The organism is Pseudomonas sp. Choline-02u-1, assembly GCF_002836515.1.
Lineage (GTDB): Bacteria > Pseudomonadota > Gammaproteobacteria > Pseudomonadales > Pseudomonadaceae > Aquipseudomonas.
On the sequence record NZ_PJBC01000067.1, the window covers coordinates 287563 to 307499 of the forward strand.

Below are 19937 nucleotides of genomic sequence, written 5' to 3' on the forward strand. Positions count from 1 at the left end.
CGCCGCCGGACGGTGATCCTGTTTCAGGAGCACACGTGATGAATGAGGCGAAGCTCAACGAATTCATGGGCAAACTGGTCAACGACATGGGCGGCGCGGCGATGCTGGCCAATGTCATTGTCGGCGAAGAACTCGGTCTGTACCGGGCAATGGCCGACAGCCAACCGATCAGCCCCGAAGCCCTCGCGGCAAAAACCGACTGCAACCCGCGCCTGGTGCGCGAATGGCTGAGCGCCCACGCCGCGTCCGGTTACATGGAGCACCTTGACGGTCAGTTTCGCTTGCCGCAAGAACAGGCACTGGCGCTGGCAGTGGAAGATTCCCCTGTGTACGTGGCCGGCGGCCTCGGCGTGGTCGCGTCGTTTTTCCATGACAAGGACAAACTGGTCAAGGCCATGCGCGGCAACGGCGCTCTGTCCTGGGGCGATCACCACCCGTGCATGTTCAGCGGCACCGAACGCTTCTTCCGCCCCGGCTACAAAGGTCATCTGATCGCGGAATGGCTGCCGGCACTCGACGGTGTGGTGGCCAAACTCGAACGCGGCGCCAAAGTCGCCGACATCGGCTGCGGCCACGGAGCGTCGACGGTGATCATGGCCCAGGCGTTTCCCAAGTCACAGTTTGTCGGTTTTGACTTTCACGTGCCGTCGATCACGGTTGCCACGCAACGCGCCGAAGAAGGTGGCGTGGGCAACCGCGCCAGATTCTTCGAGGGCACGGCGAAAAACTATCCTGGCGGCGACTATGACCTGGTCTGCTTTTTTGATTGCCTGCACGACATGGGCGACCCGGTCGGTGCCGCCCGTCATGCGTATGAGTCACTCAAAGACGACGGAACAGTGTTGCTGGTCGAACCGTTCGCCAACGATAAACTGGACGACAATCTCAACGCGGTCGGGCGCCTGTTCTACGCCGCCTCGACGTTTATCTGCACGCCCAACTCACTGTCTCAGGAAGTCGGTCTCGGGCTCGGTGCGCAGGCAGGTGAATTGCGCTTGCGCAAAGTCTTTGCCGAAGCCGGGTTCAAACAGTTCCGCCGTGCCACGCAAACGCCGTTCAACCTGATTCTGGAGGCGCGCAAGTAACCCATGCGGATCGCGTGATAACCTGCGAGCACTGTCCAATCTGGAGTGCTGAGCATGCTCGACAGCCCGATCCGTGAACATTTCGACACGCTGCTGCAGGCCATGGCCGAAGACAAGTTTCTAGTGCTGACCGGCGCCGGCATCAGCACACCTTCGGGCATTCCGGACTACCGCGACAGCGACGGCGTGCGTCGCGGACGGCAGCCGATGATGTATCAGGAATTCCTTGCCGCCCCGCAATCACGTCGTCGCTACTGGGCACGGGCCATGCTCGGCTGGCCACGCGTGCGCCAGGCGCGACCGAACGCCGCGCATGAAGCGTTGGCGACGCTGCAACAGCGTGGCCGAATCAGCGCTTTGATCACGCAGAACGTCGACACCTTGCACGATCAGGCCGGCAGCCATGATGTGATCGAACTGCACGGCAGCTTGCATCGGGTGCTGTGCCTGGACTGCGGCCAGCGCAGCCAGCGCGACGAGATTCAGCAGCAGATGGAAGCACACAATCCCTATCTGAGAGGCGTTGACGCGGTGCAGGCGCCGGATGGCGATACCCTGCTTGATCCGGCGTTCGAGGCGCGCTTTCAGGTGCCACAGTGTCCGCATTGTGCGGGTGAGCGGATGAAGCCGGATGTGGTTTTTTTCGGCGAAAACGTGGCGCCGCCGACGGCGGCACGGGCAATGGCGGCTGTCGAAAATGCGGCGGGGTTGCTGGTGGTGGGGTCGTCGTTGATGGCGTATTCGGCGTTTCGCCTGTGCCGGGTCATCGCCGAGCGCGGCAAGCCGCTGATTGCGATCAACCTGGGCAAGACCCGGGCCGACGATTTGCTCGATTTGAAGATTGAAGGGTCGTGCGAAGCGCTACTGCCGCTGCTGGCACAGCGTCTGCAATTCTGAAGCCCACTTCGCAGGTGCTCAGGGCAGCAGACGTTCGCTCAGGTTTTCCTGCTGGAGAATATCGAACAATGCCTGGGCCGCCGCCGACAGCTCATTGCCCGGTTCGGTCAACACGCCAATTGCCCGCTCGACCGAATCATTCAAGGTCAGACACTGCGCGCCCAGCTCGCGCATTTGCCCCGCACACAACGCCGGCACCGCGCTGACCCCGAGCCCACTGGCCACCATCCGGCCGACCGTCGCCAATTGATGGCTTTCAAATTCCACGGGTAACTTCATCCCGCGCGCCTGCAGATGCTCTTCAAGCATGACCCGCACTGTCGAGGGCCGCTGCAGGGTGATGAACGGTTCTTGCAGCAAGGTCTGCCAATCAATGTCGGCGCGTTTGGCCAGCACTGAATCCGCCGGCACCACTGCGACAAAGCGGTCGACATAAAGCGGCGTGAACGTCATCGAAGTGCTCTGCATTGGCGCGAACGCCACGCCAAGTTCAACCTGACGATCGCGGACCATTTCCAGCACTTGCTCGTTGATCACGTCATTGACCGTCACGTTGACGTTCGGATATCGCGCGCGAAAACTCTTGAGGATCGGCGGCAGCAGATTGCCAGCAAACGACGGCATCGCCGCCAGCGTTACGCGCCCGCGCTGCAGGCTGAAGCGCTGACGCATTTCGTCCTCGGCGTTGTCCCAGTCGGCGATCAAGCGGCGCGCCAAAGGCAGCAGCGATTCCCCTTCCGCGGTCAGCGCGACATTACGGGTGTTGCGGCTGAACAGGCGCCCGCCCAAGCCTTCTTCCAGCGCCTTGATGGTCAGGCTGAGCGCCGACTGCGACAGGTGCAGACGCTCGCAGGCCACCGCGAAACTCAGACTATGGGCCACGGCGAGAAAGGCTCGGATCTGCTTGATGGTCATAATAGAGGCTCTGAGCATGAAACTCGGTCATGTAGGAGCTGCCGAAGGCTGCGATCTTTTGACGTTGATTTTTTAAGATCAAAAGATCGCAGCCTTCGGCAGCTCCTACAGGGAATCACCCATTTCAGTAATTTCGGCGATTGTTGAACTTTATCAATCAATCAACCGCAAAAATCAACTTAACAAATATATTTCACGGAGAGACACTCCAGTCATTCGGCTAGCCAGCCGCCCGCAAATAATAAAAGAGGTGCCTATGGCAGGTTTCGACAAGCGTGTGTATTCCTACGAGGAAGCGATGGCCGGGCTGGAAGACGGCATGACCGTTATCGCCGGCGGCTTTGGGCTATGCGGCATTCCGGAAAATCTGATCGCCGAGATCAAGCGCAAGGGCACCCGTGACCTCACCGTGGTTTCCAACAACTGCGGCGTCGACGGTTTCGGCCTCGGCGTGCTGCTCACCGATCGCCAGATCAGCAAAGTCATCGCCTCTTACGTCGGCGAAAACAAGCTGTTCGAGGAGCAACTGCTCAAGGGCGACATCGAAGTTATCCTCACCCCGCAAGGCACCCTCGCCGAGAAAATGCGCGCTGGCGGTGCCGGCATTCCGGCGTTCTTCACTGCCACCGGCGTCGGCACCCCGGTGGCTGAAGGCAAGGAAGTGCGTGAGTTCAAGGGTCGCAAGTACCTGATGGAAGAGTCCATCACCGGCGACTTTGCCATCGTCAAAGGCTGGAAGGCTGACCATTTCGGTAACGTCGTTTACCGTCACACCGCCCAGAACTTCAACCCGCTGGCGGCCACTGCCGGCAAGATCACCGTGGTCGAAGTCGAAGAAATCGTCGAGCCCGGCGAACTCGACCCCACGCAGATCCACACCCCGGGCATCTACGTCGATCGAGTCATTTGCGGCACGTTCGAAAAACGCATCGAACAGCGCACCATCCGCAAATAATTCAGGCCTACGGAGAACAACAACATGGCACTTACCCGCGAACAAATGGCTCAGCGCGTCGCCCGCGAAATGCAGGACGGCTACTACGTAAACCTCGGTATCGGCATTCCGACCCTGGTCGCCAACTACATCCCCGAAGGCATGGAAGTCATGCTGCAATCGGAAAACGGCCTGCTCGGCATGGGACCGTTTCCGACCGAAGAAACCATTGATGCCGACATGATCAACGCCGGCAAACAAACCGTGACCGCACGGATCGGCGCGTCGATCTTCAATTCCGCCGAATCCTTTGCGATGATCCGCGGCGGCCATGTCGACCTGACCGTACTCGGCGCGTTCGAAGTCGACGTCGGAGGCAACATCGCTTCGTGGATGATCCCCGGCAAACTCGTCAAGGGCATGGGCGGCGCGATGGATCTGGTGGCCGGTGCCGACAACATCATTGTCATCATGACCCACGCGTCCAAGGACGGTGAATCCAAGCTGCTGGCCAAATGCAGTCTGCCGCTGACCGGAGCCGGTTGCATCAAGCGCGTGCTGACTGACCTCGCCTATCTGGAAATCGAAAATGGCGCTTTTGTCCTCAAGGAACGCGCACCTGGCGTCAGCGTTGAAGAAATCGTCGCCAAAACCGCTGGTAAACTGATCGTCCCGGATCACGTACCGCAAATGCAGTTCGCTGCCGAGTGAGGAATTCGAAAATGCACGACGTTGTCATTGTTGCCGCCACGCGTACCGCGATCGGCAGTTTTCAGGGCTCTCTGGCCAATGTATCCGCAGTCGATCTGGGCGCGGCGGTGATCCGCCAGTTGCTCGAGCAGACCGGCCTCGACGGTGCGCAGGTCGATGAAGTGATCATGGGTCAGGTGCTGACCGCCGGTGCCGGGCAGAACCCGGCACGTCAGGCCGCGATCAAGGCCGGCCTGCCCCACGCGGTGCCGGCCATGACCCTGAACAAAGTCTGCGGTTCGGGCCTGAAAGCCTTGCATCTCGGGGCACAGGCAATCCGTTGCGGCGACGCTGAAGTGATCATCGCCGGCGGTCAGGAGAACATGAGCCTGTCCAACTACATCATGCCGGGCGCGCGCACTGGTCTGCGCATGGGCCACGCACAAATCGTCGACACCATGATCAGCGACGGCCTGTGGGATGCGTTCAACGATTACCACATGGGCATTACCGCCGAGAATCTGGTGGACAAGTATGAAATCAGCCGCGAACAGCAGGACGCCTTTGCTGCCGCTTCCCAGCAGAAAGCTGCCGCTGCGATTGAGGCGGGCCGCTTCGTTGAGGAAATCACGCCGATCCTGATTCCGCAGCGTAAAGGTGATCCTGTCGCGTTCAAGGTCGACGAGCAGCCACGCGGCGACACCAGCGCCGAATCCCTGGCGAAATTGCGCCCGGCGTTCAAAAAGGACGGCAGCGTCACCGCTGGCAACGCCTCGTCGCTGAACGATGGCGCTGCGGCCGTGATACTGATGAGTGCCGAGAAAGCCAAGTCGCTGGGCCTGCCGGTGCTGGCCAAAATCGCTGCCTACGCCAACGCTGGCGTCGATCCGGCGATCATGGGCATCGGCCCGGTATCGGCCACCCGCCGCTGCCTGGACAAGGCCGGCTGGAGCATCGATCAGCTCGACCTGATCGAAGCCAACGAAGCGTTCGCCGCACAATCGCTGGCCGTGGCCAAAGACCTGCAATGGGATCTGGCCAAGGTCAACGTCAACGGCGGCGCCATCGCCCTCGGCCATCCGATCGGTGCATCGGGCTGCCGCGTGCTGGTGACATTGCTGCATGAAATGCTCAAGCGCGACGCGAAAAAAGGCTTGGCGACTTTGTGCATCGGCGGCGGCCAGGGTGTGGCTTTGGCGCTGGAACGCGTCTGATACGAAGTTCAAGGCCAGCGGCGGATCCACGACATCCGCTGTTGGCTGGCAACAAAAAACCCGGTGCGACTGGCGTTGCACCGGGTTTCTTTTTGCCGTCGAGAATCGTAGGGATGGTCTGGCCTCTTCGCGAGCAGGCTCTCTCCCATTTTGCGATGCATTCCACTGTGGGCGCGGGCTTGTTCGCGAAGGGGCCAGGTCAGCCACCCAATCTATGGCTTGCGCAGCAAATAGGTATCCATGATCCACCCATGCTTCGCCCGTGCCGCTTTGCGCACCCGCTCAATCTCATCGGCGACATCCGCCAGCGTGCCGCTAAGCAGAACCTCGTCCGGCGTGCCCAGGTAAGCCCCCCAGAAAATCTCGGTCTGCCGGTCCGCCACCCGCTGATACGAATCTTCGGCATCAAGCATCACCACAACACTGTCCGCCTCACTCACCTGCCCCGCCGCCAACTGCCGGCCGGTGGTGATTTCCACCGAACGGCCGATCGTATTCAGCGGTATCTTGTGCTGCGCAGCCAGAGCCTGGACGCTGGTAATCCCGGGGATCACCTCGTACTCGAACGCGCAGCGGCCTGATGCCCGAATCGCTTGAAGGATCCGCACTGTGCTGTCGTATAACGCCGGGTCGCCCCAGACCAGGAAACCGCCGCACTGGCCGTCGGACAATTGTTCATCAATCAGCCGTTCGAAGGTCTGTTGTTTGGTGCGGTTCAGTGCATCGACGCTTGCCGTGTAATCGACATCACCCCGCTCGCGCTCCGGACTGCTGGCTTCGACAAAGCGATAAGCGTGATCGGTGATGTAGCGCTCGCAAATCTCGCGGCGCAGATCGATCAGCTTCTGCTTGCCCTCGCCTTTATCCAGCAGAAAGAACACATCGACCCGGTTCAGCGCTTTCACCGCCTGCATCGTGATGTAGTCCGGATTGCCGGCGCCAATGCCGATGACCAGCAGCTGTTTCATCACAATTCCTCTCCCAGAGCCGTGCCCGGCAAGCGTAGTCGCCAGATGCCATTGAAGCGCAGCTCGATCATCGATAGCGGTTCGACGTCGATCGCGTTGAACGTTACGCCTTGCAGCACCTGCATCAACGCCGCGCGCATGACGAACGGATGGGTGACCGCCATCACGGGCCCCGGCGTTGCGGCGATGCTGTCGAGCCATCTTGAGACCCGTTCCGTCAGTTGCCTAAGCGACTCGCCGCCGTGGGGTGCCGCGTCTGGATCGGCCAGCCAAACCCGCAACGCGTCGGCGTGATTGGCCTGCAAACCCTTGATCGACTGGCCGTGCCAGCCTCCCCAATCGCAATCGCGCAGGGCTGAGTCAATGTGCGCGTCGACGCCCAGCCACGCCGCCGTCTGCCGGGTCCGCAACTCTGGCCCGCAAATCAGTCGCGATGGCGGAGCGAATCGCGCCTTGAAGGCGTCAGACGCTGCAGGCAAATCTTCAACAGGCTCGTCCGTAGGAAAACGCGCCAGTTTTTGTGCGACGGTTCGCGCATGGCAAATCAATGTCAAACGGCTACTTGGCACAAGCAGGTTCTCGGTTGAAAGTTAATACAAGTGACGGCACAGCCAATCCGCGAGCCATTGTGCCGTAAAACCGTGGGTATCAGGATTGCCGTCCTGCCATCCGCAGAAGCTTGGATAGGCAATGTCTCACACCAACCAAGGCAATGGACTACAACGCCGAGCTACTTCGGTGTAGCCCTTGTTAAACGGGAACCTTGCACGTTTTTGGTGCTCGCTGCACGTGTACAAAAATTCGCTAGACATGTAGCACTCATTACATAAATACTCTTTTTAACGGATTGTGAAACGAATTCGACACCCCATCCAGCAGGAGCACGGATGCCCCCTCTCAGAGACCTGATCACCGATCCCGGCCTGGATCTGACGCCGTCAGAGCGCAAAGTCGTCCGCGCCCTGCTCGATCAGTATCCGCGTAATGGTCTCGGACCGATGGCGCGGCTGGCCGAACATGCCGGTGTCAGCGATCCGACCATAGTCCGCCTGGTGAAAAAGCTCGGTTTCGGCGGTTATGCCGAGTTTCAGGAAGCCTTGCTCAGTGACATGGACCATCGCTTGCGTTCGCCACGCACACTGTTGCAGCCACGCTCGCAGCAGAACAAGGACGATGCCTGGGCCCATTACCTGGCCGACAGCCACCGTTTGCTGGTCGACACCCAAGCCCTGACCCAACCCGAAGATGTGCGAATCCTCGTCGAATGGCTGCTCGACAGCCGTCATCAGGTCTACTGCTTCGGTGGCCGCTTCAGCATTCTCATGGCCCATTACCTGCTCAACCACTTGCGCCTGCTGCGTCCCGGCTGCTTTGCCCTGGAAGACAACGCCCTGTTGCCTGACCGCTTGTTCGATCTGCAACGCCAGGACGTGGTGCTGGTGTTCGACTACCGGCGCTACCAGACCCAAGCCCTGCGTGTAGCCACTGCGGCGAAAAACAATAACGCGCGAGTGGTGCTGTTCACCGATGTCTACGCCTCGCCGTTGCGCGAAATGGCTGATCTGATCATCAGCGCGCCGGTGGAGTCGGCATCGCCGTTCGATACCATGGTGCCAGCGCTGGCGCAGGTCGAGGCGTTGATTGCCTGCCTGACCTTGCGCGTGCCGGATCCGGCCGATCGCCTGGAAGGCATCGATGCCCTGCGCAACGACTTTGCGACTCATCTGCTGGAGGAAAAATAAGGATGTTCAGCCTTCCCCACCGCTCGCCTCGGGATCTGCCGTTTGCGTTCGACCACACGGCTTTGTTGCTGGTGGACATGCAGCGCGCCTGGCTCGAACCGCAATTCGACCCGCACCTGAGCAGGCCCGATGCCGAGTATTTCCTCCGGCGCACGCGCAGCCAGGTGGTGCCTAACCAGCAACGACTGCTCAGCGCCGTTCGCCAAGCGCAGCAGAACGTGCTGCACACGATTATCGAAAGCCTGACCGCCGATGGTCGCGACCGCTCGCTGGATCACAAACTGTCGGACATGCACCTGCCCAAAGGCAGCTTGCAAGCGCAGATCATCGCTGAACTGACCCCGACGGAAAATGAAATCGTGCTGCCGAAGACCTCATCCGGGGTGTTCAACTCGACCACTATCGATTACGTGCTGCGCAACCTGCAAACCCGCCATCTGATCATTGCCGGCATCGTCACCGACCAGTGCGTCGACATGGCCGTACGCGACGCCGCCGACCGTGGCTATCTGGTGACACTGGTGGAGGACGCCTGCGCCACTTACAGCGCTGAACGCCATCACGCCTGCCTCAACGCCATCAAGGGTTACTGCTGGATCACCAATACTCAGACTGTGCTCGGCCGTATACAGGAGATGCAGCCATGAGCGCACGCCTGACGCCGCTGCCGATGACCACGCTGGTCACCACTGACCTGATCGGCATCACCCGTGGCCGTTCGTTTCCAACCGATGAGCTGGAGCATTACCAGGCAGCCGGTTGCGGCTGGGTTCCGGCCAACAGCGCATTGACGCCGCAAGACATCATCGCTTCAAGCAATCCGTGGGGCGCGTATGGCGACCTGCGGCTGGTACCCGATCTGGACAGCCGCGTCACCGTTGGCAGCGGCCCGGATGCCAATGCACCGGTGCTCGATTTCATCCACGCCGATATTCGCGAGACCGACGGCCAAGCCTGGGGCGCTTGCCCACGCACATTGCTGCGCGATGAGATCGAGCGCTATCGCGATGAACTGGGCTTGCAGGTCAACGCGGCGTTCGAACATGAATTCAATCTGCATGCAGGCTTCGCCGAACACGCAGCGTTCTCCCTGGAAGCTCAGCGCCAGGGCGCCGAATTCGGCGGCTGGCTGCTCAGCGCCCTGCGCGCCGGTGGCGTCGAGCCGGAAATGTTTCTGCCGGAATACGGCAAGCACCAATACGAAATCACCTGCCGTCCGACCCTTGGCGTGGCGGCGGCGGATCGCGCGGTCAATGTGCGCGAAATCAGCCGGGAAATCGCCCGGCAGATGGGCCTCGAACTGAGCTTCGCGCCCAAGGCTGCCGCCGAAGCCGTGTGCAACGGTGTGCATCTGCACGTCAGCCTGCACGACCTGGCCGGCCAGCCGATGCTGTACGACGCCGGCACCAGCAATGGCCTGTCGAGCATCGGCCAGCACTGGGCTGCCGGGATCCTGCATTTTCTGCCGGCGCTGTGCGCGTTCACTGCGCCGACGCCGCTGTCGTACGAGCGCTTGCAGCCGCACCACTGGAGCGCGTCGTACGCCTGCCTGGGGCAGCAGAACCGTGAAGCAGCGCTGCGCATCTGCCCGACCGTGACGTTGGGTGGCAAGTCCGCCGCGCAACAGTTCAACCTGGAATTCCGCGCCATGGACGCCACTGCCTCGCCGCACCTGGCCATGGCCGCGCTGCTGATTGCCGGGCGGCTGGGCATCGAGCAGCGCTTGGCGCTGAATGCGATCACCGATGAAATCCCCGATTCACTCAACGATGAGCAACGCAAGGCCCGGGGTATCGTCGCCCTGCCCGCCTCGCTGTCCCAGGCGCTGGATTGCCTGCGCGACAGTGCAGCTTTCAATGAATGGCTGCCAAAGCCGCTGCTCGACACGTATTACGCCCTGAAAACCGAGGAACTGGCGCTGACGGAACAGCTCTCGCCCGCTGACTTGTGTGAGCACTATGCACACCTGTACTGAATCGGCCGAGCTGGGGTTGTTCGCTCGCCCGGTCTACGACCTGAGTCGCGAGGACTCGACGAACCCGTTGATCCTGGTGTGCGAGCACGCCAGTCGTTATATCCCCGAGGCTCTGAACAATCTGGGCCTGGACGAGGCGGCCGCACGCGAACATATCGCCTGGGACATCGGCGCGCTGCAACTGGCTGAAGCGTTGTCGCAACAGCTCGGCGCTACCCTGCTCAGTGCCAACTATTCACGGCTGTTGATCGACCTCAACCGCCCGCGCCATGCGCCGGACAGCATTCCACTGCAAAGCGAGATCTATCAGATCCCGGGCAATCACGATCTGGATGAAGCAGCCCGCGAATACCGCCGGCAGACCCTGTTCAAACCGTTTCATGCGCGTTTGCAGACCTTGATCGACGAGCGCATTGCCAAAGGCCAAGCGGTGCGGGTGGTCGGCATTCATAGTTTCACTCCGGTGTATTACGGTCAGCCGCGACCGCTGGAAGTCGGCGTGTTGTTCGGTCAGGCGAAAGCCTACGCCCAGCGCCTGCTCGACGGGCTGCAAGCGCATCCGTTGAAAGTCGCGGGCAACCAGCCGTACAGAATCGATCCTTTGGGCGATATGACCGTGCCGGTGCACGGCGATGCCCGCGGCCTTGAAGCGGTGCTGATCGAGGTGCGCAATGACTTGCTGCGCAGCCCCGCAGAAGTATCGCGGTGGGCCGCCTATCTCGCACCGTTGCTGTAGCAATCGCAGTAAATGATGAACCGACGGAACAACTGAAACGACCGATGGCTGACAAGGAGTTGCGCTTCATGGAAATTGAAGAATTCGGCTACAAGCAAGAGTTGAAACGTAGCCTGACGCTGACCGATCTGGTGGTGTACGGGATGATTTTCATGATCCCCATCGCACCGTTCGGAGTGTATGGCTACGTCAACGCCGAAGCTCCAGGGATGGTGCCGCTGGCCTACATCATCGGCATGGTCGCGATGCTGTTCACCGCGCTCAGTTACGGCAGCATGGCCAAGGCCTTTCCGATTGCCGGCTCGGTATATTCCTACGCGCAACGCGGCCTTAATCAACATGTCGGGTTCATCGCTGGCTGGCTGATGCTGCTCGACTATCTGCTGATTCCGCCGTTGCTGTACCTGTATGCGGCGATGGCGCTCAACCATCTGTACCCGGACATTCCCAAGGTTGGCTTCATCCTGGCGTTTCTGGTCAGTGCGACATTCGTCAACCTGCGCGGCATCACTTTTACCGCGCGAATGAACATCCTGTTCCTGCTGGCGCAACTGGTGGTGTTGGGCATCTTCCTGTTCTACGCTTGGAACGCGTTGCACAACGGCGGGGGAAATGGCGAGCTGACCATGGCGCCGCTGTATCACCCGGAAACCTTCAACTTCGCCCTGCTGATGCAAGCGGTGTCGATCGCCGTGCTGTCGTTCCTGGGCTTCGACGCGATCTCGACCCTTGCCGAAGAAATCAAGGGAGACCCGGGCCGCAGCGTGGGTAGAGCGGCGCTGATTACCCTCGCGGTCATGGGCACGATTTTCGTCGTACAGACGTGGATTGCCACCGATCTGGCGGCGGGCATGGGCTTCAAGTCCGCAGACACCGCATTCTATGAAATTGCTGAAATCGCCGCCGGCAGCTGGCTGGCGACCCTGACTGCGGTGGCGACGGCGCTGGCCTGGGGCGTGGCCGTGGCGATCACCTCGCAGGCCGCCGTCTCTCGTCTGCTGTTCGGCATGGCCCGCGACGGCAAGCTGCCGAAGGTGCTTGCCAGGGTTCACCCGAAACACAACACACCGTACCTGAGCATCTATCTGGTGGCGGTGTTGTCGTTGCTTATCTGCTACCTGTTCATCAATGCAGTGGACATTCTCACTTCGCTGATCAACTTCGGCGCCCTCAGCGGTTTCATGCTGCTGCATCTGACGGTAATCAACCACTACTGGCGTCGGCAGAAGTCGGGGCAGGTTGTACGCCATCTGCTCTGCCCCGTGATCGGCTTCATCATCGTCGCCGCCATCATGTACAACATGGGCGTCGATGCGCAGAAGCTCGGCCTGATCTGGATTGCCCTGGGTCTGGTTTACCTGTTCTTCCTCAACAAGCTCGGCGCCAGCACCGCGCTGCCCGATCCGAGTAAAGGCTGACAAGAAAAAGAGCGGCGTCTGACAACAAATCAGGTAACCGCCGATTTATCGCGTGGACATCGACAGTGATAGTCAGGTTCGGCGAACGGGCCGAACCTTTTGATACAGGAGTACATCCATGCTGGTCTTACGCCCAGTCGAGCAGAACGATCTGCCCCAGCTACAGCGCCTGGCCCGCGAGAGCATGATCGGCGTCACCTCGCTGCCGGATGACAGCGAACACCTGCGCGAAAAAATCGCCGCCTCGTGCGCCTCCTTCGACAGCGCCGCCACAGCGCAGGGGCCGGAGAACTATTTCTTTGTGCTCGAAGACCTCGAACGCCAGCAACTGCTCGGCTGCTCGGAGATCCTTGCCACCGCCGGCTTCAAGGAGCCGTTCTACAGCCTGCGCAATCGCCACTTCACCAGCGCTTCGCGGGAATTGAACATTGAGCACGGCGTGCCGGCGTTGTCGCTGTGCCATGACCTCAGCGGGCACACCTTGCTGCGCGGTTTCCACATCGATGCCGCGCTGGTGCGCACACCCTTTTGCGAACTGTTGTCGCGGGCGCGCCTGCTGTTCATTGCCGCGCATGCACAGCGGTTCTCTGAGGCGGTAATCACCGAGATCGTCGGCTACAGCGACGAGCACGGTCACTCGCCATTCTGGGATGCCCTGGGCAAACACTTCTTCGACCTGTCCTACGCGGAAGCCGAGCGTCTGTGCGGGTTGCAGAGCCGCACGTTCCTCGCCGAACTGATGCCGCAATACCCGATCTATGTGCCGATGCTGCCGCAAGCGGCGCAGGATTGCATCGGTCGCGTACACCCGGACGGCCAGGAAGCGTTCGACATTCTCGAGCGTGAAGGCTTCGAAACCAACAGCTACATCGACCTGTTCGACGCCGGTCCGACGCTGTATGCGCGTACTGCGAACATTCGCTCGATCGCTGACAGCCAGACCGCCATCGTTCGCCAACAAGCATCGACCGACGCCCGCGGCCGTTATCTGCTGAGCAACGACGGCCTGCATGATTACCGCGCGATTGTCACCGAACTCGACTATCACACCGACCAGCCGCTGCCCCTGTCGCCCGCCATCTGCGCGGCGCTGAAAGTCAGTGATGGCGGTTCGATACGACTGGTCGCGCTGTGAGCCGCGTTTGCCGTGGGTACCAGAATCGGTACGCAGAAGGAGTTGGAGCATGATAGTTCGTCCGGTAAAAGTCAGCGACCTGCCCGCCTTGATGACCCTCGTCGAACAGGCCGGACCGGGGTTCACCACCCTTCCTGCCAACGAAGACCGCCTGGCGCATCGGGTGCGCTGGGCGCAACGGGCTTTTGCCGAACAGGTGGAGCGGGCCGATGCCGATTACCTGTTCGTGCTTGAAGACGACGAACAGCGCGTCGTCGGTGTCAGCGCGATGGCCGGCGCCGTTGGCTTGCGCGAGCCCTGGTACAACTACCGGCTCGGCATGACGGTCAGTTCGGCACCTGACCTGGGCATTCAGCGGCAGATCCCGACGTTGTTCCTCAACAATGAACTGACCGGTCAATCGGAGCTGTGCTCGCTGTTCCTGCGCCATGACCAGCGCAGCGGCAGCAATGGCCGCCTGTTGTCGCTGGGTCGTTTGCTGTTCGTCGCCGAATTCCCGCATCTGTTTGGCGAGAAAATGATCGCCGAGCTGCGAGGCAGTGCCGATGAAAATGGTTGTTCGCCGTTCTGGGACAGCCTCGGCCGGCACTTCTTCCAGATGGATTTCACCTACGCTGATCACTTGTCGGGCCTGGGCAACAAACCCTTCATCGCCGAACTGATGCCTCGCCAGCCGTTGTACACCTGTCTGCTGACCGAGCAGGCGCAGGCCGCGATCGGCCAGACTCATCCGAATACCCAGCCGGCATTGAAAATCCTTCAGGCGGAGGGTTTTGCGCACCAGGGTTACATCGACATTTTTGACGGTGGTCCGGTCATCGAAGCGCCGATCCGCAGCATCCGCACGGTACGCGACAGCCTCGAACTGGCCCTGAGCCTTGGCACCCCGGACGAGCAGGCACCGCTGTGGCTGATTCATAACCGCCGGTTGGAAAACTGCCGCATCACCGTGGCGCCCGGTCGAATGGTCGGAAACAGCCTGATGGTCGATCGCCTCACTGCCAAACGCCTGCAGCTTCAGCCGGGCAATTCGGTACGCGCGGTGCGCCTGCCCCATCAACAACCACACGCCGTGGCAGCCTGATATTCCCGGCGCGAGAGGTTAAACCTTTCAGCCGCCAGTCCTGCCGCGCAAATTCGTCATGATTCCTGACCCATTCGCGTGATAGCCTTTTCATTCTTCGGCGTTGACACCTTTGCTCAAGCCTTTCCATTTCTTATGTATTGGTGGAACTCGTATGACCAGGCTTTCCCATCAAGATTTGCGCCGTAATTTCCGTCAGCTGCTGGCCTCCGACACCTGCTACCACACGGCTTCGGTGTTTGACCCGATGTCCGCCCGCATCGCCGCTGACCTGGGTTTTGAAGTGGGTATTCTTGGCGGTTCCGTGGCCTCCCTGCAGGTGCTCGGCGCACCGGACTTCGCCCTGATCACCCTCAGCGAATTCGCCGAACAGGCCACGCGCATCGGTCGCGTCGCCCAACTCCCCGTGATTGCCGACGCCGATCACGGCTATGGCAACGCCCTCAACGTGATGCGCACCATTGTCGAACTGGAACGCGCCGGTGTTGCGGCACTGACCATCGAAGACACCTTGCTGCCAGCGCAATTCGGGCGCAAATCCACTGACCTGATTACGGTGGCAGAAGGCGTCGGCAAGATCCGCGCGGCGCTGGAAGCCCGGGTCGACACCGAAATGGCCATCGTCGCCCGCACCAACGCCGGCATTCTGCCGATCCAGGAAATCATCAGCCGCACCCGCCAATATCAAGCGGCCGGCGCTGACGGTATCTGCATGGTCGGCGTGCAGGACTTCGACCAACTGGAACAAATCGCCGAGCACCTGACCGTGCCGCTGATGCTGGTCACCTACGGTAACCCGGCCCTGCGCGATGACAAACGTCTGGCAGAACTCGGGGTGCGCGTGACCATCGACGGCCACGGCGCCTACTTCGCTGCGATCAAAGCGACTTACGACAGCCTGCGCGAACAGCGGCAGATCTTCACCCAGGCCGCCGATCTGAGCGCGACCGAATTGACGCACACCTATACCCAACCCGAGGAATACATTCTCTGGGCCAAGGAGTACATGAGCGTCAAGGAGTAAACGTTGGCTGGGCCAGCGCCATCGCTGGCAAGCCAGCTCCCACAAAGTTTGCGTTGAACCATCAATTGATGTTCAACGCGCAACCTGTGGAGTCTGGCTTGCCAGAAATGAGGGCAGCCGTCACAGCGCTGAACCGGCGTAAGTAACTGAGTAACGTCTCGGCCAATCGATCAATACCGATAAACCGCTGCCGCCCCCGTCTCGGTCGGCATCGAGCGTTCCGGCGGTACAACCACCACCTCACCGCCCTGGCGGATCACCGCCAGAATCAGTTCGTCGAGTACGTCCTTCGAATGAATTTTGCGGCTATCGGCAGCCTCGCGGTTCAGCGCATTGGCCGCAATGGTCCCGGCAATTTCACGTTCGGCCTCAACCAGCAACAAAGCCACCCTGCCCTCTACCGCTGCCTGGGCAATCTCCGACAAATGTTGCCCCACCGCTCCCTGACCGAGCGCCACGCCATAGCGATCGAATGCTTTATTCAGCCCATCGTCATGACGCTTGCGCAACACAACCGCGCAGGCTGCCGCCAGTTGCGCAGGCTGAAGCGTCGCCGGATCCCGCTCGATGCCGTCGGGTAACAGAAACGGGTTATGGCTCACCGTACGGAAGACCGCCTGGTTCTCCGGCAGCGCAACGAGCACCAGCGGCAGGCTGGACTGGCGCGAGCAATGCTCGGTGACAGCTTTATCGACCGCGCGGAAAAACCGCTCTCGGTCGAGGTTGATTTCATCCTGCTTACCGCCACCGCCCGACTCGTGCATCATCGGATCACCACGCTCCCCCCCACCGCTGAAGCCATCAGGGTGGCCCTGCTGATCGCGTGGCGTGAGCTCGTTACCGAGCGCATCCGCCAGTCGGGTGGGCACCGCTTCGGGCAGCTCGACCTCCTGCATCTGCTGCCCCGTCCCTTGATACATCTGCACGCTGTCACGGGACAGGCACAGCACCTGGCAACGATCAATCACCGGCGCCAGGCGCAGCAACGGCTTGAGATACGGATGGCCGTTGACGATGACCGCTTCGCGAACCGCCTGATGCAGGCCGACCACGATGAAATGCTCCTCGCCGCCGAAAACTGCGATGGACTCGGGGCAGGTATTCCAGAAGGACTGATCATCCAGCAGCTCATGAAATGGCGCGAGCACGCTGTCCCTGGGCGACTCGGGAGAATGTTGTTCGAGCAAACCTTCCAGCTGCCTGACCAGATTCTTGAAACGGATCGGGTCTTGCGAGCGTTCCGGAAAGGTTCGATGCGCCGGCATGTACAGGCTGAGGTTGAGACGGTCATTCAGGGCCAGCAGTGTGCTCAGCGTTTCGTGGGTAAAGGGTTGAATCCGGGCCATGACGACACTCCTTACTCTTTCTCCAGGTCAGCTTGTCTGGCGAGAAACTCGTCTTCGAGCATGGCGTCGATTTCCGCTGGCGAATCCTCCCGAACCGGCGGTGCCGTCAGGCGTCCGGTCGATTCGACGCGCGGCGACAGGCGCCCCACCAGATGCTCCAGCGCATGGGCAATCTTTTTTGCCGCTCCGGCGACGGCCAGCTCCAGACTTTCGGCATGATGGCTGGCCGACAGCGAGGTGTGCCCCTTGGGATGCGCCTCGATCTGGCAGCGCTTGTCTTGCGCACCGGATTTCTGTGCGTTGACGTCGCCAACGTGAATTTCCAATCGGGTCAGAAATGACGAATAGCGGTCCAGTTCATCGACCACCGTACTGCCCACCCACTTCTGCAGTTCGGCGCTGCCTTCGATATGGTTGCTGTCTACTTGTACTTGCATGGTGAAATACTCCGCGTGCTCTGGGCTTGAGGGGTAATCAGCAGCTTCCCGGCGGGATGCCGTCCTTGTTGAAGTCCTTCAAGCGCTCGCGCTCCTGTTCGGTGGAATGCGCAGGCATGGTGTCGTTCGGCTCATTGTTCGGCGGGTTGCTCGGTTGATCTTTCTTCTCATCACTCATGATGACGCTCCCATTGGTTGATACGCATGCGGCGCCTTGCGGGCGCTGGGGCTGGTCGTCTTCCTGGCCTGTCGGTAGTCGAAGCGACGAGATTTTCAGGCAATCGCGCTGCTCACGCGCGAGGCTCTCGAGGGTAAATTCACGCGCGTCATCCGCCGCGTTTATCAGCAACTGCCAATCGTCACGGGTGATCCATTCGTGCAGCAGCAATTCGTCGGCACGCTGGATCAGGGTGCGGTGATAATCGTCGGGGAAATCCAGGCGATAGGCGTCGTCCTCCAGCAACAGACGCCACGCTTTCAGTTCCATTTCAAGATCGGTTTCACTCACGGCGGTGTCCTTCTCGGATCGGTGGTTGCACGTTGTCCTCGGTACAGAACCAGGCGTTGCGCACGGCTCAGCTCACCTGCTTCAGCGCATGTTTGAGCGCTTGGCAATCAGCGGATGGCCACTCACCGTGCAAAGTCGACTGCGCCTATCGTGCGCTCATTCCTCTGCGTCGACGGACGGCGTGATACAGCGAAACGGCCGCATTGAAAGGGCTGCGGCCTCATGGAGATGACAAGCAAGCAATCAGGAAGCTTCGGTTTTTTTGCATTGAAAACCGATGAGCGGATGTAGCTTCAATGGGATTGAAGCGCAGCGAGGTTGGCAGAACCGGCACAATCTCAGCGCTTGTGGCGGCTCTTGCAGTGCGCAAGGAACTGTTTCAGGCACAGGCGCAGCTCACTCGAGGAGCCGCGCTCTGGTCTTTTACCGACTGGTGTTCTGATCGTGCCCACCATCAAGACACCCCATGCTTCATCGCGGTTTGGCCAGTTCCATGATCATCCGCGACAACAGATAAATCCGCGGCGCCACGCTCGCCACTTCGGCATATTCTTGCGGGGTGTGAATATTGCCGCCGACAATCCCGAATCCATCCAGCGTCGGCGTCCCCACCCCGGCAGACAGACTGGCATCCGCCGCGCCACCGCTGCCCTCTTCCGTCAACTGGCGGCCGATCTCGCCGTAAATCCCCTGCGCCATGGCCATCAAGCGATCCGACTCGGCTGTCTGCGGCATCGGCGGCAAACCGCGTTGCAAGGAAGTCTTCACTTCGGTTTCAGCTATGAGTTTGTCCTGCGAGACCCGCGCCAGATCCTTCTCGATGCGATCGAACTCTTCCGGCACCGCCGCGCGCACATCCGCCTTGGCCGTGGCCTGATCAGGAATCACGTTGGTGCGATCGCCGGCCTTGAGCACGGTGAAGTTGATGGTGGTTTTCTTCGCCTCATCGCCGAGCTTGCCCAGTTGCAGAATCTGATGCGCCGCTTCCATCGCCGCGTTCCGTCCAAGCTCTGGCGCGACGCCGGCGTGGGCGGCCTTGCCTTTGACTTCGACCAGCGCCGTCGCACTGCCCTTGCGCCACACCACCAGGCCATCGGCCGGGCGGCCCGGTTCGAGGTTGAGGGTCACATCGTGCTGTTTGGCGGTTTTCTTGATCAGGTCGGTAGCAACGTCCGAGCCGGTTTCTTCGCTGGCGTCGAGCAGGAAAGTGATCTGCGCGTAATCCTTGAAGTCGAGGTTTTTCAGCACTTTCAGCGCGTAGATACCGGCGACGATCCCGCCCTTGTCGTCCATCACCCCCGGCCCGTAGGCACGGCCGTCCTTGATGTGAAATGGCCGCTCGGCAGCGGAGCCTTCCTTGAACACCGTGTCCATGTGCGCCATCAGAAGGATTTTTGCCTTGCCGGTGCCTTTGAACGTGGCCAGCACGTGGTTGGATTTTTCCGGCGTGTTCGGCACCAATTCAATGGTTGCGCCAAGTTTTTTGAGCTCATCGATGGCGATGTCGCTGACCTGTTTCAGGCCCGGTTCATAGCCGGATCCGGAGTCGATATTGACCAGTCGTTCCAATAACTTCAGCGCTTCGGGCTGGTACTGCTCGGCATCGGCGAGCACTTGCTTATGCGGTTCAGCGGCGTTTGCGGCCGAGAACGCGAGGGACAGACCGAGGCTGGCGGCCAGCAGGGAGCGGGGAAATGAGAACGTCATGAAGCAGTCCTTGTTTCGTGTCGGAGGGATTCAACCGTAACCGACATTGGCGCAAGGCTCTATAGCGGATGCGACACTTGCCCGACCGCCACCGAACAAATTGCAGGAACTGCCGACATCCA

General features: G+C 60.6%; 20 protein-coding genes. 13 read left to right on the forward strand and 7 right to left on the reverse strand.

Annotated elements, in window-relative coordinates; genetic code table 11:
- Nucleotides 1-38: 38 nt before the first annotated feature.
- The gene (locus CXF97_RS27700; protein ID WP_101162659.1) at nt 39-1085 is read left to right on the forward strand and encodes a class I SAM-dependent methyltransferase; all 1047 of its coding nucleotides are present in this window, start codon (nt 39-41) and stop codon (nt 1083-1085) included.
- A gap of 54 nt (nt 1086-1139) precedes the next feature.
- Complete coding sequence (locus CXF97_RS27705; RefSeq protein WP_101162660.1) at nt 1140-1982, forward strand: NAD-dependent protein deacetylase; 843 nt, start codon at nt 1140-1142, stop codon at nt 1980-1982.
- A gap of 18 nt (nt 1983-2000) precedes the next feature.
- Here CXF97_RS27705 and CXF97_RS27710 read toward each other — a convergent pair whose 3' ends face one another.
- Nucleotides 2001-2897, reverse strand: a complete 897-nt coding sequence (locus tag CXF97_RS27710) for a LysR family transcriptional regulator (RefSeq protein ID WP_101162661.1) — start codon at nt 2895-2897, stop codon at nt 2001-2003.
- Nucleotides 2898-3153: 256 nt separating this feature from the next.
- Here CXF97_RS27710 and CXF97_RS27715 point away from each other — a divergent pair, with 256 nt between their 5' ends.
- The 3 genes from CXF97_RS27715 to CXF97_RS27725 are packed head-to-tail and all read left to right on the forward strand — an operon-like array spanning nt 3154 to nt 5735.
- Nucleotides 3154-3852 carry a CoA transferase subunit A gene (locus tag CXF97_RS27715; RefSeq protein WP_076567492.1) on the forward strand — a complete coding sequence of 233 codons (699 nt, stop codon included), beginning with the start codon at nt 3154-3156 and terminating at the stop codon, nt 3850-3852.
- A 24-nt stretch (nt 3853-3876) separates the two neighbouring features.
- Nucleotides 3877-4542: a CoA transferase subunit B gene (locus CXF97_RS27720; protein ID WP_101162662.1), complete on the forward strand. Its 666-nt coding sequence runs from the start codon at nt 3877-3879 to the stop codon at nt 4540-4542.
- Between the two features lie 11 nt (nt 4543-4553).
- Nucleotides 4554-5735 (forward strand): acetyl-CoA C-acetyltransferase, encoded by a 1182-nt coding sequence (locus CXF97_RS27725; RefSeq protein WP_101162663.1) that lies wholly within the window; start codon nt 4554-4556, stop codon nt 5733-5735.
- A gap of 212 nt (nt 5736-5947) precedes the next feature.
- On the opposite strand, the gene cobF is transcribed toward CXF97_RS27725, so the two are convergent.
- Nucleotides 5948-6703, reverse strand: a complete 756-nt coding sequence (gene cobF / locus CXF97_RS27730; RefSeq protein WP_101162664.1) for a precorrin-6A synthase (deacetylating) — start codon at nt 6701-6703, stop codon at nt 5948-5950.
- On the reverse strand, nt 6703-7182 hold the full coding sequence (locus tag CXF97_RS27735; RefSeq protein WP_313003118.1) for a histidine phosphatase family protein: 480 nt from the start codon (nt 7180-7182) through the stop codon (nt 6703-6705). Before CXF97_RS27735 ends, cobF begins: the two co-directional genes overlap by 1 nt.
- Before the next feature lie 408 nt (nt 7183-7590).
- Between CXF97_RS27735 and CXF97_RS27740 the strand changes: the two genes are divergently transcribed.
- From CXF97_RS27740 to CXF97_RS27775, 8 genes are all read left to right on the forward strand, one after another.
- Nucleotides 7591-8445, forward strand: a complete 855-nt coding sequence (locus tag CXF97_RS27740; RefSeq protein ID WP_101162666.1) for a MurR/RpiR family transcriptional regulator — start codon at nt 7591-7593, stop codon at nt 8443-8445.
- Between the two features lie 2 nt (nt 8446-8447).
- Nucleotides 8448-9092 carry an isochorismatase family cysteine hydrolase gene (locus CXF97_RS27745; RefSeq protein WP_101162667.1) on the forward strand — a complete coding sequence of 215 codons (645 nt, stop codon included), beginning with the start codon at nt 8448-8450 and terminating at the stop codon, nt 9090-9092.
- Nucleotides 9089-10420 (forward strand): glutamine synthetase, encoded by a 1332-nt coding sequence (locus tag CXF97_RS27750; protein ID WP_101162668.1) that lies wholly within the window; start codon nt 9089-9091, stop codon nt 10418-10420. Before CXF97_RS27745 ends, CXF97_RS27750 begins: the two co-directional genes overlap by 4 nt.
- Nucleotides 10404-11156 (forward strand): N-formylglutamate amidohydrolase, encoded by a 753-nt coding sequence (locus CXF97_RS27755; RefSeq protein WP_101162669.1) that lies wholly within the window; start codon nt 10404-10406, stop codon nt 11154-11156. Before CXF97_RS27750 ends, CXF97_RS27755 begins: the two co-directional genes overlap by 17 nt.
- Nucleotides 11157-11224: 68 nt before the next feature.
- Nucleotides 11225-12574: an APC family permease gene (locus tag CXF97_RS27760; protein ID WP_101162710.1), complete on the forward strand. Its 1350-nt coding sequence runs from the start codon at nt 11225-11227 to the stop codon at nt 12572-12574.
- Between the two features lie 118 nt (nt 12575-12692).
- Complete coding sequence (locus CXF97_RS27765) at nt 12693-13709, forward strand: arginine N-succinyltransferase (RefSeq protein ID WP_101162670.1); 1017 nt, start codon at nt 12693-12695, stop codon at nt 13707-13709.
- A 49-nt stretch (nt 13710-13758) separates the two neighbouring features.
- Nucleotides 13759-14793, forward strand: a complete 1035-nt coding sequence (astA, locus tag CXF97_RS27770; protein WP_101162671.1) for an arginine N-succinyltransferase — start codon at nt 13759-13761, stop codon at nt 14791-14793.
- A gap of 154 nt (nt 14794-14947) precedes the next feature.
- Complete coding sequence (locus tag CXF97_RS27775; RefSeq protein WP_101162672.1) at nt 14948-15817, forward strand: oxaloacetate decarboxylase; 870 nt, start codon at nt 14948-14950, stop codon at nt 15815-15817.
- Nucleotides 15818-15987: 170 nt separating this feature from the next.
- On the opposite strand, the gene CXF97_RS27780 is transcribed toward CXF97_RS27775, so the two are convergent.
- The 4 genes from CXF97_RS27780 to CXF97_RS27795 form a co-directional block, all read right to left on the reverse strand.
- Entirely contained in the window at nt 15988-17163 is a 1176-nt protein-coding gene (locus CXF97_RS27780) for a hypothetical protein (protein ID WP_101162673.1), read from the reverse strand.
- Between the two features lie 11 nt (nt 17164-17174).
- Complete coding sequence (locus CXF97_RS27785; protein WP_101162674.1) at nt 17175-17600, reverse strand: HPF/RaiA family ribosome-associated protein; 426 nt, start codon at nt 17598-17600, stop codon at nt 17175-17177.
- Between the two features lie 37 nt (nt 17601-17637).
- Entirely contained in the window at nt 17638-18108 is a 471-nt protein-coding gene (locus CXF97_RS28295; RefSeq protein WP_178081239.1) for a hypothetical protein, read from the reverse strand.
- Nucleotides 18109-18579: 471 nt separating this feature from the next.
- On the reverse strand, nt 18580-19815 hold the full coding sequence (locus CXF97_RS27795; protein WP_101162675.1) for a M20/M25/M40 family metallo-hydrolase: 1236 nt from the start codon (nt 19813-19815) through the stop codon (nt 18580-18582).
- Between the last annotated feature and the right edge of the window lie 122 nt (nt 19816-19937).